Genomic DNA, 18282 nt, shown 5'->3' with positions numbered 1-18282 from the left:
CCCATTGCAAAGGAGTCGAGCATGGCGAAGAAAGCCCGCCCAGCTGCGTTCATTGACGACCCGCTGTGGTACAAGGACGCGATCATCTACCAGGTGCACGTCAAATCCTTCTTCGATTCCAACGGCGACGGCATCGGTGATTTTCCCGGGCTGATCGCCAAGCTCGACTACATTGCCGAGCTTGGCGTCAACACCCTGTGGCTGCTGCCGTTCTACCCCTCGCCGCGGCGCGACGACGGCTACGATATCGCCGCCTACAAGGCGGTACACGCCGACTACGGCACCCTGGCCGACGTCAAGCGCTTCATCGCCGAGGCGCACAAGCGCAACCTGCGGGTGATCACGGAGCTGGTGATCAACCACACCTCCGACCAGCACCCGTGGTTCCAGAAGGCCCGCCGCGCCAAGCCCGGCTCCAGGGCGCGGGACTTCTACGTGTGGTCCGACACCGACACCCGGTACGACGGCACGCGTATCATCTTTCTCGACACCGAGCACTCCAACTGGACCTGGGACCCGGTGGCCGGCCAGTACTTCTGGCACCGTTTCTATTCCCACCAGCCCGACCTCAATTTCGACAACCCGCAGGTACTCAAGGCGGTGATCGGGGTGATGCGCTACTGGCTCGACCTGGGCGTGGATGGGCTGCGCCTGGACGCCATCCCCTACCTGATCGAGCGCGATGGGACCCATAACGAGAACCTGCCCGAGACGCACCAGGTGCTCAAGCAGATCCGCGCCGAGATCGATGCCAACTACCCCGACCGCATGTTGCTGGCCGAGGCCAACCAGTGGCCCGAAGACACCCAGCTGTACTTTGGCCAGGGGCAGGGCGACGAGTGCCACATGGCCTTTCACTTCCCGCTGATGCCGCGCATGTACATGGCCCTGGCCCAGGAAGACCGCTTCCCCGTCACCGACATCCTGCGCCAGACGCCGGAGATCCCGGCCAATTGCCAATGGGCGATCTTCCTGCGCAACCACGATGAGCTGACCCTGGAAATGGTCACCGACCGCGAGCGCGACTACCTGTGGAACTACTATGCGCAAGACCGCCGGGCACGCATCAACCTGGGCATTCGCCGGCGCCTGGCGCCGCTGCTGCAGCGCGACCGTCGGCGGGTGGAGCTGCTGACCAGCCTGCTGCTGTCGATGCCCGGTACGCCGACGTTGTACTACGGCGATGAAATCGGCATGGGCGACAACATCTACCTGGGCGACCGCGACGGCGTACGCACGCCGATGCAATGGTCGATCGACCGCAACGGCGGCTTCTCCCGCGCCGACCCGGCGCGCCTGGTGCTGCCGCCGATCATGGACCCGCTCTACGGCTACCAGTCGGTCAACGTCGAGACCCAGGCCAGCGACGCGCATTCGTTGCTCAATTTCAACCGTCGCCTGCTGGCGGTGCGCAAGCAGCAGAAGGCTTTCGGGCGCGGTACGCTGAAGATGCTGTCGCCCAGCAACCGGCGCATCCTTGCTTACCTGCGCGAATTCACCGGCGCCGATGGCAAGAGCGAAACCATCCTGTGCGTGGCCAACGTGTCGCGCGCCGCCCAGGCGGCCGAGCTGGACCTGTCGCCGTATGTTGACCAGGTGCCGGTGGAGATGCTCGGCGGCAGCGCGTTCCCGCCGATTGGCCAGTTGCCGTTCCTGCTGACCTTGCCACCGTACGGGTTCTACTGGTTCCTGCTGGCGGCCAGGGACCAGATGCCCAGCTGGCACGTGCAGCCGGCGCAACCGCTACCGGAGTTCACCACCGTGGTGCTGAAAAAACGCATGGAAGAGCTGCTCGAGTCGCCGTCGCGCGACATCCTGCAAGACGCCATCCTGACGCAGTACCTGCCCAAGCGGCGCTGGTTCGCCGGCAAGGAAGCCGGCGTAGACAAGGTGCGCATCGCCTATGGCGTGCGCTTTGGGGCCGCCACCAGCCCGGTGCTGCTCAGCGAGATCGAAGTGGATAGCGCTGGCCAGACCCACCGCTATCAGTTGCCATTCGGCCTGATCGGCGAAGACCAGATGACCAGCGCACTGCCTCAGCAACTGGCGCTGGCCCGTGTGCGGCGCGGGCGCCAGGTGGGGCTGATCACCGATGGCTTCGTGCTGGAGAGCTTCATTCGCGCGGTGCTGGCCGGTTTTACCGACGGTACACGCCTGGCCTGCAGCGAAGGCGAGTTGCAGTTCGAGTCCACCGGACAACTGGCCGCGCTCAACCTGGGCGAAGAGGCCGAAGTGCGCTACCTGTCGGCCGAGCAGTCGAACAGCTCGGTGGTGGTCGGTAACAGCCTGGTGCTCAAGCTGATCCGCCGGGTCAATGGCGGTATTCATCCCGAGCTTGAGATGAGCGCGTACCTCACTTCGGCCAACTACCCGAACATCTCGCCGCTGCTGGGCTGGCTGAGCCGCGTGGACCACGCCGGTGAGCCGCACCTGCTGATGATTGCCCAGGGCTACCTGAGCAATCAGGGCGATGCCTGGGACTGGACCCAGAACACCCTGGAACGGGCGATTCGCGACGAGATGGAGCCGCGCCAGAAAGCGCCCGAGCCACACGCCGATGCGCTGCAGGAGCTCGCGGCGTTCGCCGCGCTGCTGGGGCAGCGCCTGGGCGAGATGCACCAGGTGCTGGCCGCGCCGACCCCCGCCCCGGCCTTCCAGCCGCGCGTGAGCAACGCCCGCGATGCACAGGCCTGGGGCAAGCAGGTGAGTGCGCAGTTGAACCACGCCTTCGATCTGCTCGAACAGCACCAGGGCGAACTGGACGTGGAAAGCCAGGCACTGGTCGACGACCTGGGCAAGCAGCGCAAGGGCCTGCTCAGGCAGGTCACGGAGCTGGCCCGCCAGGCTGTCGGCGGCCTGCTGATCCGCGTGCATGGCGATCTGCACCTGGGGCAGGTGCTGGTGGTGCAGGGCGATGCCTACCTGATCGATTTCGAAGGGGAGCCGGCTCGCCCGTTGCAGGAGCGACGCGGCAAGCACAGCCCGTACAAGGATGTCAGCGGCGTGTTGCGCTCCTTCGACTATGCTGCTGCGATGGTATTGCGCAGCGCATCGGGGGTGGATGTGTCGGCGCTTGCCCGCCAGGCCCGCCAGCGCGTGGCCCGCCAGTACCTGCACCAGGCCCGGCATGCGTTCGTCGAGGCCTATGGCCTGGCCACCGCAAGCCTGCCGCATGCCTGGGAACACGCCGAAGGTGAACGCGCGGCCCTGGCGTTGTTCAGCCTGGAAAAGGCGGCCTACGAGATTTTATATGAAGCCGAGAATCGCCCGAGCTGGTTGGCCGTGCCCTTGCATGGCCTCCATGGGCTTGTCAGTACGTGGGGAGAGCAGTAGATGAGCGCGCACAAGCGAGAACAGGCGGGGCTGGGCAGAAGTGATATCGATGACCTGGTCAATGCCAGGCACGGGGACCCGTTCGCTGTCCTCGGTCCGCACTCCGATGGTGCGGGTGGGCAATGGATCCGGGCGTACCTGCCCGATGCCCTGAGTGCACGGGCGGTGGCCCGCGACAGCGGCGAGACGTTGCTGGAATTGCAGCAGGGCAGTGTGCCGGGCCTGTTCAGCGGGCAACTGCAGCAAGCGCAGGCGTACCGCCTGCACATCAACTGGGCCGGCGGCGAGCAGATCACCGAAGACCCGTACAGTTTTGGCGACCTGCTGCTGGGCGAAATGGACCTGTACCTGTTCGCCGAAGGCAACCACCGCGACCTGGCCAAGGTGTTCGGCGCCCAGCCCGTGCAGGTGGATGGCATCGACGGGGTGCGCTTTGCGGTGTGGGCGCCGAACGCACGGCGGGTGTCGGTGGTGGGGCACTTCAACAACTGGGACGGCCGCCGCCACCCCATGCGCAAGCGCGTGCCCAGCGGTGTGTGGGAGCTGTTCATCCCGCGCCTGCAGGCGGGCGAAACCTACAAGTATGAAGTGCTGGGGCAGGGCGGCATCCTGCCGCTCAAGGCCGACCCGCTGGCGCTGGCCACCGAGCTGCCGCCGAGCACGGCCTCCCGGGTCGCAGCCCCGTTGGGGCATGTCTGGCAGGACCAGGGCTGGATGCGTGTGCGCGGCGCACATCAGGCCAGCAATGCACCGTTGTCGATCTACGAGCTGCATGCCGGTTCCTGGCAATGCGAGCTGGACGAGAGCGGCGAAGTGGCGCGCTACTTCAACTGGCGCGAACTGGCCGAACGCCTGGTGCCGTATATCCAGAGCCTGGGGTTCACCCATATCGAGCTGATGCCGATCATGGAGCACCCGTTTGGCGGCTCGTGGGGCTACCAGCCGCTGTCGATGTTCGCCCCGACGGCGCGCTATGGCTCGGCGGAGGATTTTGCCGCGTTCATCGACGCCTGCCACCAGGCCCATATCGGCGTGATCCTGGACTGGGTACCGGCGCATTTCCCCACCGACGAGCACGGGTTGGCGCAGTTCGACGGCACCGCGCTGTACGAGTACGCAAACCCCCTGGAGGGCTTCCACCAGGATTGGGACACGCTGATCTACAACCTGGGGCGCAATGAAGTGCACGGCTTCATGCTGGCCTCGGCGCTGCACTGGCTCAAGCACTTCCATATCGACGGCCTGCGCGTGGATGCGGTGGCCTCGATGCTGTACCGCGACTACTCGCGCAAGGCTGGCGAATGGGTGCCCAATCGCCATGGCGGACGCGAGAACCTCGAAGCCATCGACTTCTTGCGTCACCTCAACGATGTGGTGGCGCTCGAGGCGCCGGGGGCGCTGGTGATCGCCGAAGAGTCGACCGCCTGGCCAGGCGTCAGCCAGCCCACCCAGCAGGGCGGCCTGGGCTTCGACTACAAGTGGAACATGGGCTGGATGCACGACACGCTGCACTACATCCAGAACGACCCGATCCACCGTACCCATCATCACAACGAGATGAGCTTCGGGCTGATCTATGCCTACTCCGAGCATTTCATCCTGCCGATCTCCCACGATGAGGTGGTGCATGGCAAGCATTCGCTGATCGACAAGATGCCGGGGGACCGCTGGCAGAAGTTTGCCAACCTGCGTGCCTACCTTGCGTTCATGTGGAGCCACCCCGGCAAGAAACTGCTGTTCATGGGCTGCGAGTTCGGCCAGTGGCGCGAGTGGAACCATGACAGCGAACTGGACTGGTACCTGCTGCAGTACAAGGAGCACCTTGGGGTGCAGCGGCTGGTCAGCGACCTGAACCGTCTGTACCGCGACGAAAAGGCGCTGCACGAGCAGGATTGCGTGCCGCAGGGGTTCCAGTGGCTGATCGGTGATGATGCGCGCAACAGCGTGTATGCCTGGCTGCGCTGGAGCGCCGAGGGCGAGCCGTTGCTGGTGGTGGCCAACTTCACCCCGGTGCCGCGCGAGGGGTACCGGATTGGTGTGCCGTTTGGCGAACATTGGGTGGAGGTGCTCAACAGCGATGCCGAGGCGTATGCCGGGTCCAACTACGGGAACCTGGGCAGGGTGGCCAGCGAGGCGCTGCCCAGCCATGGGCAGCCGGTGTCGTTGGCGGTGAACCTGCCGCCGTTGGCGCTGCTGATACTGCGCCCGGCCTGAGGCCCCTGGGCCTGCGTTGCAGGCCATTCGCTGGCAAGCCAGCTCCCACAGGTTGTGTGAACATTGCACAACCTTGTGAGAGCTGGCTTGCCAGCGAAGCTTTTCAGACCCTGACCATCACGCCTCGATCAACGCCGTAATCGCCTGGCCTACCTGCTGTGTCGACTGCGTGCCGCCCATGTCGCGGGTGGTGTCGCCCGCCGCAATCACCTGCTCGATCGCCCCCAGAATGTCATCATGCGCCGCCCGATAACGCGGGTCGCTGCCCTCGTTGCCCAGGAACTCCAGCATCAACGCGCCCGACCAGATCATCGCGATCGGGTTGGCGATGTTCTGCCCGAAGATATCCGGCGCCGAGCCGTGTACCGGTTCGAACAACGAAGGGAATCGGCGCTCCGGGTTGAGGTTGGCCGACGGCGCGATACCGATGGTGCCAGCACAGGCCGGGCCCAGGTCGGAGAGGATGTCGCCGAACAGGTTGGAGGCCACCACCACATCGAAGCGGTCCGGCTGCAGCACGAAGCGCGCACATAGGATGTCGATGTGCTGCTTGTCCCAACTGATCTCTGGGTAGTTGGCCGCCATCGCAGCGGTGCGTTCGTCCCAGTACGGCATGCTTACAGCCATGCCGTTGGATTTGGTCGCCGAGGTGACGTGCTTGCGCTCGCGGGTCTGCGCCACTTCGAAGGCGTACTTGAGGATGCGGTCCACACCACGACGGGTGAACACCGATTCCTGCAGCACGAACTCGTTTTCGGTGCCTTCGAACATGCGACCGCCCAGCGAGGAATATTCGCCCTCGGTGTTCTCGCGGATCACCACGAAGTCGATGTCACCCGGCTTGCGCCCGGCCAATGGGCACGGCACCCCTGGGAACAGGCGCACCGGGCGGATGTTCACGTACTGGTCGAAGTCGCGGCGAAACTTGAGCAGCGAGCCCCACAGCGAGATATGGTCCGGCACCTTGTCGGGCCAGCCTACCGCCCCGAAGAACAGGGCATCGAAGCCCTTCAACTGCTCGAACCAGTCGTCGGGCATCATCTTGCCGTGGGCCAGGTAGTAGTCGCAACTGGCCCATTCGAAGAATTCGAATTCGATCGCCAGGCCATGCTTGCGCGCAGCGGCTTCGACCACGCGAATGCCTTCGGGGAGCACTTCGTTACCGATACCGTCACCGGGGATCGCCGCAATTCTGAAGGTCTTGGTCATGACGCTCACTCGTTGTTTGGGGAACAGGTGAACGCATGCTATAAGGCATCAAGTCAGAGATAATCCAGTCAACCATGAATTCTTTGTGCACATACTGTGAATAGTCTACCTAACCTTGAAGACCTCAATATATTTGTCCAGGTGGCCAAGCGCGCCAGCTTTGCCGCCGTGGCGGAGCAACTGGGCATGTCGGCGGCGTTCATCAGCAAGCGCGTTCGCCTGCTCGAGCAGCAGATGGGCGTGCGCCTGTTGCACCGCACCACGCGGCGCGTGTCACTGAGCGAAGAGGGCGAGCGGGTGTACCAGTGGGCCCAGCAGATCTTCGACACCGTGCAGCGCATGGGTGACGACATCAGCGCCCAGCACCGCGAGCCGGTGGGCCAGCTTCGCGTCGCCAGCAGCCTGGGCCTTGGGCGACGCTTCGTGGCGCCGGCGTTGTCGGAGCTGGCCGAGCGCTACCCGCAGCTGGACATCCGCCTGGACGTGCATGATCGGTTGGTGGACCTGATCGAGGAGGGCGTCGACCTGGACGTGCGCGTGGGCAATGCGATTGCCGCCCACCTGATCGCCAAGCCGCTGGCGCGCAACCGCCGGGTGCTGTGCGCGGCGCCCGAGTACCTGCGCCGGCGTGGCACGCCGCGCCAGTTGGCCGAGCTGGGCAGCCACGATTGCCTGGTGATCAAGGAGCGCGACCACCCGTTCGGCGTGTGGCAACTGCAGGGGCCGCAGGGTGAGCAGAGCGTGCGCGTCACCGGGGGGCTTTCGACCAACCACGGCGAGGTGGCGCACCAGTGGTGCCTGGACGGGCGCGGGATCTTGCTGCGTTCGTACTGGGACGTGCACGACAGCCTGGCCGATGGCCGCCTGGTGCAGGTGCTGGAGGACTATCACCAGGCGGCGGATATCTGGGCGGTGTACACCTCACCGCTGGCAAGCTCGGCAAAGGTTCGCGTGGCGGTGGAGTTCCTGCGCCAGTACTTTGCCGAGCGCTACAGTTTGCCGGGTGCGGATTAGGGGTTGGCCGGGACGATCTGCTTGACGGTGCCATTGGTGGTTTCGATCAGCACGTACTTGTCCTGGATCTTGACCCAGTGGCTTTCGGCGTCCGGTTGGCTCAGGCCCTTTTCCTTCCAGCCGCGCAAGGCCATTTCATCGCGCTTGTAGATATCGGGGGCCTTGTCATGCACGTTCAGCTCGCGGGTCGGCGACTCGGGTGCGGTAACGCTGGGCTCGTCGGCCTGGGCCGGTAGCTGAACCAGCGCGACGCTGCCGAGCAGGGCGAGGGTAGTGAACAGTTTGCGAGCAGTCATGGGGTACTCCTGATGGCTGGGGCTTGAAGGGTCGGACTGCGCGTGGCGGCAAACATTCAATCGGCGTGATGGCGGCGACGCTCCCTGCGCTGGCAAGCCCCACAGGTTTTGTGACACACCCCTCATACCAGCGCCCTCGCCTGAACTTTCTGCCCCCTGTGGGGTTCGAACGGTCGCATTCGACCCTGAGTGCCTTTCACAAACATGGAGACTGAAAGTGATGTGCAAGCGATTCGGCAACCTGCTGCTCAAGACCTCGGCGCTGGCCGTACTGGCCACCCCCCTGAGCGCGCTGGCCGCCCCGTCCACCGACCCGATCGCCACCTTCGGTGCATTGGGCAGCTACAGCAAGTTCAAGCTTGAAGGGGGCAGCGAGTCCGACACCGGTCGCATGGGTGAAGGCGGGCTGTTCTTCGACTTCGGCAACAAGCTCACCGCCGAGTCCGGCTTGATCTACCAGGCGGGCGTGCAAGCCAGGTACGGCGACCATAGCGACACCAAGCTCAAGGAAGGCCAGGTAGACCTGGACCTGGGCTGGCGCGCCGCGCTCGATGCGCGCAGCTCGGTAGACCTGATCGTGGGCGGTGGCTACAGCTGGTCGCGCTACGCGCTGGAGTCCAACGGCTATGACATGGAACTGACGGGCAAAACCCCGTTCGCCAAGGCCGCGCTGGGCTATAACCACCAGTTCGACGACATGACCCTGCGTGTCGAGGCCGGTGCGCGTCAGGCCCTGGATGGCAAGGCCAAGTTGCACGTGGACGACGTGGGCAACGACACCGTCGACCTCAAGGACCGCACCAACCCGTACGCCGAAGTCAGCCTGCTGATGAACCAGAAGGGCGCGATGCCGATCCTGGCCGGCCTGTACTACACGCGCACCGAATACAAGCTGGATGAAGACTCGGACGTGGCCGACAACATCAAGCTCAAGCGTGACGAGTTTGGCGTCAAGGTCGGTATCGCGTTCTAAGGCCTGGGCAACCCCTAGCGCCCGCGTTTGCGCGACACCACCGCTTCGATGTTCTTGCGCCCGATCAGCCTGGGCTGTTCGGGCGCTGCCGTTTCACCCAGCCATTTGTACATCACCAGGCAGTCCACCAGCCCCAGCTGTGCATGGCGGTAGGCCCCGGGCAAGCGCCCGACGGTTTCGAACCCCAGCTTTTGCCACAGCGCCACGGCCACCTCGTTGCTCGACACCACCGAATTGAACTGCATGGCCAGAAAGCCTTCGTTGCGTGCCACGCGCTGGGAGTGCTCGCACATCATGCGTGCCACGCCGCGCCCGCGTGCGGCCGGGCTGACCATGTAGCCGCAGTTGCTCACATGGCTGCCGGGGCCGGCGGCGTTGGCCTTGAGGTAATACGAGCCGAGCAGTTCGCCGGCGTCTTCGACCACCCAGGTCTGCAGCGGCAGCTCCAGCCACAGCTGGCGCGCCTGCTCAAGGTTCAGGGCCGGGTCATAGGCGTAGGTTTCCCGTGCAGTGACCACGGCCTGGAAGGTGGGCCAGAAGCGGTCGAAGTCGGCAGGGGTCATCGGGCGAATGTGCAGCATGGGAATCCTTGGCGGGTAAAGGGTGCGGGCATGCGCGCCATTCTATGTGATAGCGGCCCGCGCGATGCAACTGAACGCCGCGCGGCCTACGCGATCATCGACCACTGGCACTTCAAGCAGAGTCACCTGCTGCACAGCACGCCGGCCATGGGCATGGCCTACGACGAATCGCCGCTGTTCAACGAGATGGAGTCCAGTCACCTGAATGGATGCAGCGGCCTGTGCGCTGGCGCAGGCCGCCGAGAGGGTCTACTGCCCGGCCTTGCCCACGGCGTCCAGCACCCGTGCCGAATACACCAGGGCGGCACCGGCATTCATGGCCACCGCCACGCCGAGTGCCTCGGCGATTTCCTCGCGGGTGGCCCCGTGCTTGACCGCCTGTGCCGAGTGCACGGCGATGCAGCCGTCACAGCGGGTGGTGACCGCCACGGCCAGCGAGATCAGTTCGCGGGTCTTGGCGTCCAGGTGCTGGGTCTTGGCCCCGGCACCGCTGGCGGTCATGTAGCCGTTGACGGTGTCGGGCGACAGTTGCTTGAGATCGCCGATGCCGGCCATCAGCTGATTGCGGTAGGCATCCCAGTCCATCATGCTCATCGTCTTCACCTTTATGCGTTGCGACAAAATGAACAGTGAAGCTAGTTTTTCTTGCGTCGTGGCGCCGTTGGTCGATAGGCGAAGTCAGCCACTACCTTGGTAGTGGGCACGGGCCTCCAACGCCTGTCATTCACGCCACAGCGGTTGCAGGGCGCCATCCAGGGCCCACTGCGCCAGCCCGGCCTGCAGGCGCACGCCACCCACCCAGCGTTTGGGCAGTGTAGGAGAAATCGTGAAGTCGCCGTGCTGGAGGAGTAGTCTGTCGGCTGCGCTCACTCTGGAACCCACTGGGCAAGGACCTTATGCCGATACTTCCTTCCAACAGCGACTTCATGCAACGCGCCTTGACCGAGGGCCGCCGGGCGTTGCCCGCGTGCCGGCCCAACCCGCCAGTAGGCTGTGTACTGGTCAGAGGCCACGAGGTGATCAGCCTGGGGCATACCCAGCCGCCGGGTCAGCCGCATGCCGAGGCCATGGCGTTGGCGGGGTTGAGCGGGAGCGCCGAAGGCGTGACCGCGTATGTGACCCTTGAGCCGTGTTCGTTCCATGGGCGCACCCCGTCGTGCGCGCAGGCGCTGGTCGAGCGTGGGGTGACACGGGTGTTCGTCGGCATGCTCGACCCGGACCCGCGCAATGCCGGTGCAGGTGTTCGGATGTTGCGCCAGGCGGGGGTGGAGGTGATTGTCGGGTTGTTGGCCGAGGATGTGTCGCGTGATTTGCGGACGTATCTGCTGGAAGAGGTGTAGGGGGAGTCCCCGGGCGGCGCTCGATCTTGAGGCCGCCTCGAACGCAGGCGCCGCGCCTGTGCACAGCGCCTGTTCATGACCGCCGGCAATGCATAAGCTACGCACCTTGCCCATCACTGCCCGGAGTGCCCGTGAGCGAGCTGACCCATCGTCCCGTACGCAGCGACGACATCGCACTGATCTGCACCTTTGCCCAAACCGCCCAGGAGCTGTTCTACATGTTCCCCAAGGCGCAGTTTCCACTGACCCCCGAGCAACTTCATGCGGCGATCGAACAGCGCAGCGACTCCACGGTGGTCGAGTACCAGGGCAGGGTGGTGGGCTTTGCCAACTTCTATCGCTGCGAGCACCAGGGGGTGTGTGCGCTCGGCAACGTGGTGGTCGCCCCCGCTGCGCGGGGTCTGGGGGTGGCCCGTTATCTGGTACAGGCGCTTACGGCGCTGGCCTTCGACAGGCACAGCGCGCTGGAGGTACAGGTGTCGTGTTTCAACGACAATACCGCAGGCCTGCTGCTGTACCCGCAACTGGGCTTCGTGCCGTTCGCCATCGCCGAACGCCAGGCCCCGGACCAGCGCCGCGTGGCGCTGGTGCAGATGCGCAGGCTACGCAGCGCCTAGCGCCGCACCGTGACGTCGATCGAGACAATCACGCTTTTTCTTGTACACGAAAAGTGTTTAAGGTTTTACCCGTCGCGGCCGAAACAGGGGTGATAGCAAATAGCCGTGCTGCGCCGTATCGCAGGTGGCTGGGCCCTCATTCCCACGGATGATGTACGTCACGATGAAAATAAAAAACAAGCTGGTACTCGCCTTTGTGTTGGTGGCTTTCATCCCGGTAAGCCTGGTCGCGGTGATCTCGGTGCTGAACTTTCGGACCCAGGCGGTCGAACAGTTCATCGACGGCAGCACCCGTGAAATACGCCAGATCGATGGCAACATGCGCCAGTTCTTCGACGGCATGCAGCAGAACGTCGATCAAATGGCAACCGATCCTGTATACACCTCCGCCAGCAGCCTCAAGGATTACAAGGGCGCAGACGCTGCTGCACGGCCGCTGCCACCGGCCGCGCAGCAGGTGATCGATGCCTTCGCCCGCTTTGGCGGCACGCACCCGGCGGCGGCGATCCTGTCGATCGGCCTGGAGGACGGTACCTACGCCAAATGGCCGGATGACCCGCAACTGGCCAATTACGACCCGCGCCAGCGCCCCTGGTACAAGGCTGCCATGGCCAGCCCGGGCAAGACCGTGCGCACCCCGGCGTACTACTACGACAAGGATGATGTCGCACTGGTCGGCACGGCCCGGACCATGCTCGACGACGCCGGCAAGGCCAAGGGCGTGTTCGTCGTCAGCGTCTCGCTCAAGAACCTCACCGAACTGGTCAAGAGCATCAAGCTGGGCGAAAGCGGCTACGTGATGCTGGTCGAAGACGGTGTGGTGCTGGTCGACCCGCGGGATGCCGGGCACAGCTTCAAGCCGCTCAAGGAGCTGGGCGAACCCTATGCCAAACTCGCGGCCACCCCGCAGGGCTCCACCGAAGTGGTCATCGACGGTGTGCGCTACATGGCCAATATCTGGACCTCGCCGGGCCTGGGCTGGCGTTTCGTCGGCCTGATCCAGTATGACGAAGTGATGGGCGCGGCCACCCGCATGACCTACCTGGCCGGCATCATCGTGGTTGTGCTGGCGGTGTTCTTCGCGCTGATCGGCGCGGCCTTCGCCGGGCTGATCGTCAAGCCCATCGGCCAGGTCAGCACCGGCCTGCAGTCGATTGCCCAGGGCGAAGGCGACCTGCGCCACGATCTCGACGTGCAGGGCAAGGATGAAACCGCCGAGCTGGCCGGCTGGTTCAACAAGTTCCTCGCGGCGATCCGTCAGTTGATCCAGCGCATCGGCGCAGCATCGACCAACCTGCAGGACGCCTCGCGGGTCAACAGCGAAGTGGCCAACAACATGAACGAGGCCGCCGGGCGTCAGCGCGAGGCGGTGGAACTGGTGTCGACGGCATTCAACGAGATGGTCGCGACCGCCAACGAAGTGGCCCGCTCGTGCAGCAATGCCGCCGACTCCGCGGAGAGTGGCCACCGCCGCGTGGCCGAAGGCAAGCAGCAGATCGAGTTGACCACCGAGAACGTCAATCGCCTGGGCAGCCGCCTGACCGAATCGTCCCAGGCGATGGTCGAGCTGGAGGAGGGCAGCCGCAGCATCAACCAGATCCTGGGCACCATCCGCGCCATCGCCGAACAGACCAACCTGCTGGCATTGAACGCGGCCATCGAAGCCGCCAGGGCAGGGGACCAGGGCCGAGGTTTTGCCGTGGTGGCCGATGAGGTCCGGGCGCTGGCCAAGCGCACCTCCGACTCCACCGGCGAAATCGACCAGTTGCTCAATGCCCTGGGCAGCAAGACCCAGGAGGTCTCGCAGAAGATGGAAAGCTGCCTGGACCTGTCACGTGCCAGTGTGTCGTCGATCGAAAACGCGCGGGACAGCTTCGAGGGCATCCAACTGTCGGTGAATGAAATCCGCGACCAGAACCTGCAGATCTCCGCTGCGGCGGAAGAGCAGCACAGCGTCGCCGAGGAGATCAACCGGCATATCCAGCAGATCTACGACGAGGCGCAACTGGTCGAGAGCCTGGCCAGTTCGGCGCAGAGTGATTCGGGTCGGCTGTCGCAACTGTCGCAAGAGCTCAACGGGCTGGTGGGGCGCTTCAAGTCGTGAGGACCTGTTCAGCGGTCAGACCAAGGTAATATCACTGCGATATCATTGCTTCACTCCCGCGAGGTGACCTCGCCGGGGTGGAGCAAGCACTCATAAAGAACACTGCCTTCCTGCAACCGGCCTTGCCTGCACACTGAGCTGCTGACTGCCGGGCTGGCACTGTTGCTCACCCGCAGCATCGTGCGGCCGCTGGGCCAAGTTCAAGCTCTAGGACGATGCTGCGAGCGCTGCGCGCTCGTTCGCCGGCAAGAGCGCAGCGCGAAGTCAGCGGGTATAACCGGTCATTTCCAGGTACCCACGCCCGCTGCTGCTGCCGTGCACCTTCACCGGCCCCTCCCAGTACGCAAAACGCGTTCCCATCCAGGCCTGCGGTACCAGGGCGTCCACCTCGATATCCAGCTGGCGGCTCGGCACCTGCACCCGCCAGCGCGTCGGCACCTGGCGGTCGTCGTGCAGGCGAGTGTTCGCGAGCGGCGTCAGCAGCACCTCTGCGCCGTCCAGCGCCACGCTGCTGCCATCTGCCTCGATCCACGTACCCGCCCGGTACGGCTGCCCTTGGGCCTGACGCACCTGGAACAGCATCACCCGCGCGCCATCGTCCAGGTGCAGGGAAAACCAGTCCCAGCCATGCTGGTCGGCCGCCAGTGGCTGGCTGCTCCATTCGCGGTCCAGCCAGGCCTGGCCGCTGACCGTGTAGCGCTGGCCCGCCTGCACCACATCACCGGTGACCTGGTAGAACGGCTGGCTGTAGTAGTACGAGGCCTGGCCCTTGCCGGACTTTTCGCTGTAGCCCTGTTTGCCGTGCAGCACCAGCGGCCGATCGCTGCGCAACTGCAGGTCGTAGGAGAAGGCCTTGCCGCCGGCACGCATCCGCAGGCGCTCGATGCTGGCACCGCCACTGGCCTGCAGTGACCAGTCATCGATCCACGCCGAGAACGGTTGCGCCGTGACACCCGCCTGGCCGATGCCGCCACGGGCCAGGGTTTCACTGAACTGATGGCCGTACGGCCCGCTCAGCGCCGCATGCCCCATCCACAGGTTGGGGCTGCCCCAACCCGGCTGCTCGCTGCCCGCGCGCAGCGCCGAGCGAAACAGCGTCCACTGCACGCCCCAGTCGCGCCCCTCGCTGTCGGCAAGGTTGGCCGTCACATACCACCATTCGACACGGTAGCCGTCATGCGCGCCATGGTCGGCCGGGAACTGCAATCGCCTGCCTGTCTGCACCGGCAGGAAGCCCGCGTTGTCCTGGCCCAGCCCGGCATAGCCGGCAGGCGCGGGGGGCGCCGGGTCGCAGCCGCCGAGCAGCAGTGCCAGCAGCACAGGCAGGGTACGTTCAGGTTTCATCGGCAAATTGCCTCAACAACTCGGCTGGCTGACGCCGCGCCAGTTGCCACAGCGGCCAGGCAGCAGCGAGCAGCGCGGTCAGCACACCCAGCAGCCCCAGTTGCAGCAACTGGCCGGGAAACACATGCAGCGGCAGGCGCCAGCCGAATGCCTGCACATTCACCACCGCCACCAGGCACCAGGCCAGCAGCAGGCCCAAAGGCATGGCCAGCAGCACGGTCAGGCTGGCCAGCAGCAGCGTCTGGCCAAGCGACAGCCAGGCCAGGTGCTGGCGCCGAACCCCCAGCGCCCACAGCGGCGCCAATTGCCCGAGGCGGCGCTGGCCAAGTGTCAGCAGGCTGATGAACAGGGCCACGCCGGCCACGCCCAGGGTCAGACTGTTGAGTGCGGCAGTGGCGGCGAAGGTGCGTTCGAACACCTCCACCGACCAGCGCTTGAGCGTGCTCTGGTCGACCAGGCGGGTGGCGTCCAGGCCGTAGCGTTGCTGCAAGGCAGTCGTCAACGCCGGCACCTGATCGGCCGCCATGCGTACATTGAGGGTAGCCAGCGTGGCGCCGGGCCAGGTGCGCCGCAGCCAGTCGGCATTCACCAGCACCTGGCCACGCGGGTTGCCGTAGTCGGCATACACGGCCACCACCTGCAGGGGCGCGCCATCGGGCAGCACCAGGCGCTCGCCCAGGCCGAGCTTCAGGCGTCGGGCCAGTTGCTCGCTGAGCATGGCGGCGTGCCCGCTGGCCAACTGTGTCCAGGCATCGGTGCGGTGCTCGAGCAACGGCCAGTGCCGGGCGTAGCTGGAGTGATCGACAACACCCTGCACCTGCACGGGCGCGCCGTGCACCCGCACCTCGGTGCGCCATTGCGGCAATACCGCGGTCACGCCGGTCTGGGCAGCCAGCCAGGCAGCGATTTCCAGGCCTTGCCTGTTGTCGTGGGGCATCACGTACAGTTCGGCCGCCAGGCGCTGGTCGAGCCAGCCCAGAAAGGTCTGGCGAAAGCCGGCGGTCATGCTGCCTACGCCGACACTGGCGGCCAGCGCCAGCAGCAGCGCCATCAAGGCCAGGGCCAGCGCCGGCAGTTGCTGGCGGCTGTCGGCCACGAACCACTCACTCAGTGGCGTGTGGCACACGCGCTGCAGCAGCGCCAGCACACGCTCGAGCAGCATGGGCAGCAGCAATGCAGCGCCCAGCAGCAGGGCGGCCAGTAGGGTGAAGGCGCTGGGCAGGCTGTCGCCCCATTGCCAGCAGCTCAGGGCCAGCACTGCCAGCAGCAGCGCGACGAACGCCTGGCGCCGTAACCCGCGCACCTGCGCCAGGCGCCAGGCTTGCGGTTGCGCCAGTGCCAGCAAGGGCAGGCGCGCGGCCCGCAGCAGGCTGCCGGCGCCGGCCAGCAAGGCGCCACTCAGGCTGATCGCCAGCCCCGCCAGCCACCACTGTGCTGGCAGGTTCAGGTGCCCGGCCACCTGGGCACCGTACAGGCCGCGCAGGCTGGCGGCCACATCGCCCAGCAACAGGCTCGCCAGCAGATAGCCGCTGACCACCCCGGCCACCCCGGCCAGCAAGGCGAGCAGCCCCAGCTCCAGCGCCAGTGCGCCGATCAGCAGGCGCACGCTGACGCCACAGGCACGCAATGTGCGCAGCAGGCTGCGACGCTGCTCCAGCGCCAGGCCGATGGCCGCGTGCACGATGAACAGGCCGACCAGAAAGGCCAGCAGGCCCAACGCGCTGAGGTTGAGGTGGAAGCTGGCGGTGAGCCGTTGCAGGTCGTCATCGCCGCTGCTTGCCTGCAGCATCAGCCTGTCGGCCAGCGGCGCGGGCAGCGGCGCCGGGGTGAAGTCTGCCGGCAGCAGCAGGCGCGAGAGCTGGTTGGGCGCTTGCAGCAGGCGTTGTGCCTGGCCGATGTCGACCACGATAACGCCGGGCGCCAGCTGTTCGCGCACCTGCAGGGGCGGCAGGCGCTGGCCATCGGCGGTGGCGGGGCTGGCACCTGCTGTGAGGCCGAGGCGTTGCAGGGTATCGGCGCGATCCAGGCCTGGCCGGGTGGGCCGATGAACGCCGCAGGGTCAGGGGCGGCATCGGCTTGCCCGGCGATCGCGGTGCCCGCCGGCAGGCTCAAGGGTTCGATGCCCAGCACCCGTACACTCACCGGTTCGGCTGCGTCAAAGCGCAGCCGCCCTTCGAGTACCGGGGACACCGGCCAGCCTGCGCGGCGTAGCTGGACATAGGCCTGCTGGTCAAGGTGATCGCCCTGGCGGGGCACCAGTTGCGCCTGCGCGGCGCCGGCCAGCAGTGCATTGGCCCGTGCGTAGTCGGCGCGCGCCTGGTCATTGAGCGCCTGTACGCCGGTCCACAGCGCGGTGGCCAGCCACAGGCCGGTGAGGATGCTGATGCATTGCAGCGGGTGGCGTCGCCAATGGCTGAGCAGGGCGTGCAGGCACAGGCCGATCATCCGCGCACGCGCCCCAGGTGCAGGGTCAGGTGGTGCTCCAGGCGGGCGGCCAACTGCGCACTGTGGGTGACCATGAGCAGGCTGCTGGCGCATTCCTCGACCAGTTCCAGCAGCAACTGCAGCACTGTCTCGCTGCTGGCTTCGTCGAGGCTGCCGGTGGGTTCGTCGGCCAGTACCAGGGCCGGGCGCGAGGCCAGTGCGCGGCCGATGGCCAGGCGTTGTTGCTGCCCGCCCGAAAGCTGTTCGGGGTAGCGCTGCAGCAGGGGTGTGAGGCCCAGGCGCTGGGCCAGGTAGTCGACCCAGGCCGGGTCGTGGCGCCCGGCCAGGCGTGCCTGGAACGCCAGATTGGCGGCGGTGTCGAGGCTGCTGATGAGGTTGTATTGCTGGAACACCAGGCCGATACCCTGGCGTCGCCATTGTGCCAGCCCGGCCTCGTTACGGGCGTGCAGCGCCTGGCCGTCGACCAGAATGTGCCCGCTGTCGGCGCGTTCCAGGCCGGCGATCAGGTGCAGCAGGGTGCTCTTGCCGCTGCCGGACTCGCCCATCAGTGCCAGGCTGCTGGCGTTGGGCAGGTGCAGGTCGACCCCGCGCAGCACCGGCAGGGTGCCTTGGGCGGTGGTGAAGGCTTTGTGCAGGTTCTGGACGATGAGCATGGGCGCGCGGGTGAGGGGGTGAACCTGAAGGGTAGGTTATGGGAGGGGATTTGGCGGGTATCTGCGCTGCCTGACAGAGATTTGTTGCCGAACAGCCAAGGCTGACAACGCCGATCCTGCAGGCCATGGCGCGTTGCAGCAACTGTGGGAGCTGGCTTG

At 65.8% G+C, this 18282-nt stretch carries 14 protein-coding genes and 2 pseudogenes; 8 read left to right on the top strand and 8 right to left on the bottom strand.

Going from position 1 to position 18282, the window contains the following annotated elements; translation table 11 throughout:
* The first annotated feature begins 21 nt into the window (after nucleotides 1-21).
* Nucleotides 22-3333, top strand: a complete 3312-nt coding sequence (gene treS, locus KUO17_RS08345; protein WP_217974978.1) for a maltose alpha-D-glucosyltransferase — start codon at nucleotides 22-24, stop codon at nucleotides 3331-3333.
* Nucleotides 3334-5547: a 1,4-alpha-glucan branching protein GlgB gene (glgB, locus tag KUO17_RS08340; protein WP_217974975.1), complete on the top strand. Its 2214-nt coding sequence runs from the start codon at nucleotides 3334-3336 to the stop codon at nucleotides 5545-5547. It abuts the gene before it with no gap.
* A 117-nt stretch (nucleotides 5548-5664) separates the two neighbouring features.
* Here the strand turns inward: glgB and KUO17_RS08335 are convergent, their stop codons facing one another.
* Entirely contained in the window at nucleotides 5665-6756 is a 1092-nt protein-coding gene (locus KUO17_RS08335; protein ID WP_217974974.1) for a tartrate dehydrogenase, read from the bottom strand.
* 96 nt (nucleotides 6757-6852) lie between these two features.
* On the opposite strand from KUO17_RS08335, the gene KUO17_RS08330 reads away from it, so the two are divergent.
* Complete coding sequence (locus tag KUO17_RS08330; RefSeq protein WP_217974973.1) at nucleotides 6853-7770, top strand: LysR substrate-binding domain-containing protein; 918 nt, start codon at nucleotides 6853-6855, stop codon at nucleotides 7768-7770.
* On the opposite strand, the gene KUO17_RS08325 is transcribed toward KUO17_RS08330, so the two are convergent.
* Complete coding sequence (locus KUO17_RS08325) at nucleotides 7767-8066, bottom strand: RcnB family protein (protein WP_217974972.1); 300 nt, start codon at nucleotides 8064-8066, stop codon at nucleotides 7767-7769. The genes KUO17_RS08330 and KUO17_RS08325 overlap by 4 nt on opposite strands.
* Nucleotides 8067-8286: 220 nt before the next feature.
* On the opposite strand from KUO17_RS08325, the gene KUO17_RS08320 reads away from it, so the two are divergent.
* Complete coding sequence (locus KUO17_RS08320) at nucleotides 8287-9039, top strand: porin family protein (RefSeq protein ID WP_217974971.1); 753 nt, start codon at nucleotides 8287-8289, stop codon at nucleotides 9037-9039.
* A gap of 14 nt (nucleotides 9040-9053) precedes the next feature.
* Here the strand turns inward: KUO17_RS08320 and KUO17_RS08315 are convergent, their stop codons facing one another.
* The 3 genes from KUO17_RS08315 to KUO17_RS08305 all read right to left on the bottom strand — a co-directional run bounded on the left by KUO17_RS08315 (nucleotide 9054) and on the right by KUO17_RS08305 (nucleotide 10490).
* A complete protein-coding gene (locus tag KUO17_RS08315; protein ID WP_217974970.1) occupies nucleotides 9054-9620 on the bottom strand; it encodes a GNAT family N-acetyltransferase in 567 nt (188 codons plus the stop codon).
* Nucleotides 9621-9869: 249 nt separating this feature from the next.
* Nucleotides 9870-10214 carry a carboxymuconolactone decarboxylase family protein gene (locus KUO17_RS08310; RefSeq protein ID WP_217974969.1) on the bottom strand — a complete coding sequence of 115 codons (345 nt, stop codon included), beginning with the start codon at nucleotides 10212-10214 and terminating at the stop codon, nucleotides 9870-9872.
* A gap of 126 nt (nucleotides 10215-10340) precedes the next feature.
* Nucleotides 10341-10490, bottom strand: coding sequence for a hypothetical protein (locus KUO17_RS08305; protein WP_217974968.1), 150 nt, complete (start codon nucleotides 10488-10490; stop codon nucleotides 10341-10343).
* Nucleotides 10491-10516: 26 nt separating this feature from the next.
* Here KUO17_RS08305 and ribD point away from each other — a divergent pair, with 26 nt between their 5' ends.
* From ribD to KUO17_RS27100, 4 genes and pseudogenes are all read left to right on the top strand, one after another.
* On the top strand, nucleotides 10517-10960 hold the full coding sequence (gene ribD, locus KUO17_RS08300; protein ID WP_217974967.1) for a bifunctional diaminohydroxyphosphoribosylaminopyrimidine deaminase/5-amino-6-(5-phosphoribosylamino)uracil reductase RibD: 444 nt from the start codon (nucleotides 10517-10519) through the stop codon (nucleotides 10958-10960).
* Nucleotides 10961-11091: 131 nt separating this feature from the next.
* Nucleotides 11092-11577, top strand: a complete 486-nt coding sequence (locus KUO17_RS08295; RefSeq protein WP_217974965.1) for a GNAT family N-acetyltransferase — start codon at nucleotides 11092-11094, stop codon at nucleotides 11575-11577.
* A 148-nt stretch (nucleotides 11578-11725) separates the two neighbouring features.
* Nucleotides 11726-12826, top strand: a pseudogene (locus KUO17_RS27105) (cache domain-containing protein); the annotation flags it as partial.
* A gap of 87 nt (nucleotides 12827-12913) precedes the next feature.
* A complete protein-coding gene (locus KUO17_RS27100; RefSeq protein WP_425274841.1) occupies nucleotides 12914-13681 on the top strand; it encodes a methyl-accepting chemotaxis protein in 768 nt (255 codons plus the stop codon).
* 264 nt (nucleotides 13682-13945) lie between these two features.
* Here the strand turns inward: KUO17_RS27100 and KUO17_RS08285 are convergent, their stop codons facing one another.
* From KUO17_RS08285 to KUO17_RS08275, 3 genes and pseudogenes are all read right to left on the bottom strand, one after another.
* Entirely contained in the window at nucleotides 13946-15025 is a 1080-nt protein-coding gene (locus tag KUO17_RS08285) for a lipocalin-like domain-containing protein (RefSeq protein WP_217974963.1), read from the bottom strand.
* Nucleotides 15015-17470: pseudogene (locus tag KUO17_RS08280) on the bottom strand (FtsX-like permease family protein). The gene KUO17_RS08285 and the pseudogene KUO17_RS08280 overlap by 11 nt, the downstream one beginning before the upstream one ends.
* Complete coding sequence (locus tag KUO17_RS08275) at nucleotides 17467-18123, bottom strand: ABC transporter ATP-binding protein (protein WP_217974962.1); 657 nt, start codon at nucleotides 18121-18123, stop codon at nucleotides 17467-17469. Before KUO17_RS08275 ends, KUO17_RS08280 begins: the two are co-directional and overlap by 4 nt.
* Between the last annotated feature and the right edge of the window lie 159 nt (nucleotides 18124-18282).

Source organism: Pseudomonas aegrilactucae (assembly GCF_019168305.1).
Lineage (GTDB): Bacteria > Pseudomonadota > Gammaproteobacteria > Pseudomonadales > Pseudomonadaceae > Aquipseudomonas > Aquipseudomonas aegrilactucae.
Note: the sequence above shows the minus strand (reverse complement) of the source record. Positions and strands in the feature narration are given on the sequence as shown.

Coding starts and splice junctions, on each gene's coding strand:
- treS (WP_217974978.1), top strand. CDS start 22: ATGGCGAAGAAAGCCCGCCCAGCTGCGTTCATTGACGACCCGCTGTGG.
- glgB (WP_217974975.1), top strand. CDS start 3,334: ATGAGCGCGCACAAGCGAGAACAGGCGGGGCTGGGCAGAAGTGATATC.
- KUO17_RS08335 (WP_217974974.1), bottom strand. CDS start 6,756: ATGACCAAGACCTTCAGAATTGCGGCGATCCCCGGTGACGGTATCGGT.
- KUO17_RS08325 (WP_217974972.1), bottom strand. CDS start 8,066: ATGACTGCTCGCAAACTGTTCACTACCCTCGCCCTGCTCGGCAGCGTC.
- KUO17_RS08320 (WP_217974971.1), top strand. CDS start 8,287: ATGTGCAAGCGATTCGGCAACCTGCTGCTCAAGACCTCGGCGCTGGCC.
- KUO17_RS08315 (WP_217974970.1), bottom strand. CDS start 9,620: ATGCTGCACATTCGCCCGATGACCCCTGCCGACTTCGACCGCTTCTGG.
- KUO17_RS08310 (WP_217974969.1), bottom strand. CDS start 10,214: ATGAGCATGATGGACTGGGATGCCTACCGCAATCAGCTGATGGCCGGC.
- ribD (WP_217974967.1), top strand. CDS start 10,517: ATGCCGATACTTCCTTCCAACAGCGACTTCATGCAACGCGCCTTGACC.
- KUO17_RS27100 (WP_425274841.1), top strand. CDS start 12,914: ATGAACGAGGCCGCCGGGCGTCAGCGCGAGGCGGTGGAACTGGTGTCG.
- KUO17_RS08285 (WP_217974963.1), bottom strand. CDS start 15,025: ATGAAACCTGAACGTACCCTGCCTGTGCTGCTGGCACTGCTGCTCGGC.
- KUO17_RS08275 (WP_217974962.1), bottom strand. CDS start 18,123: ATGCTCATCGTCCAGAACCTGCACAAAGCCTTCACCACCGCCCAAGGC.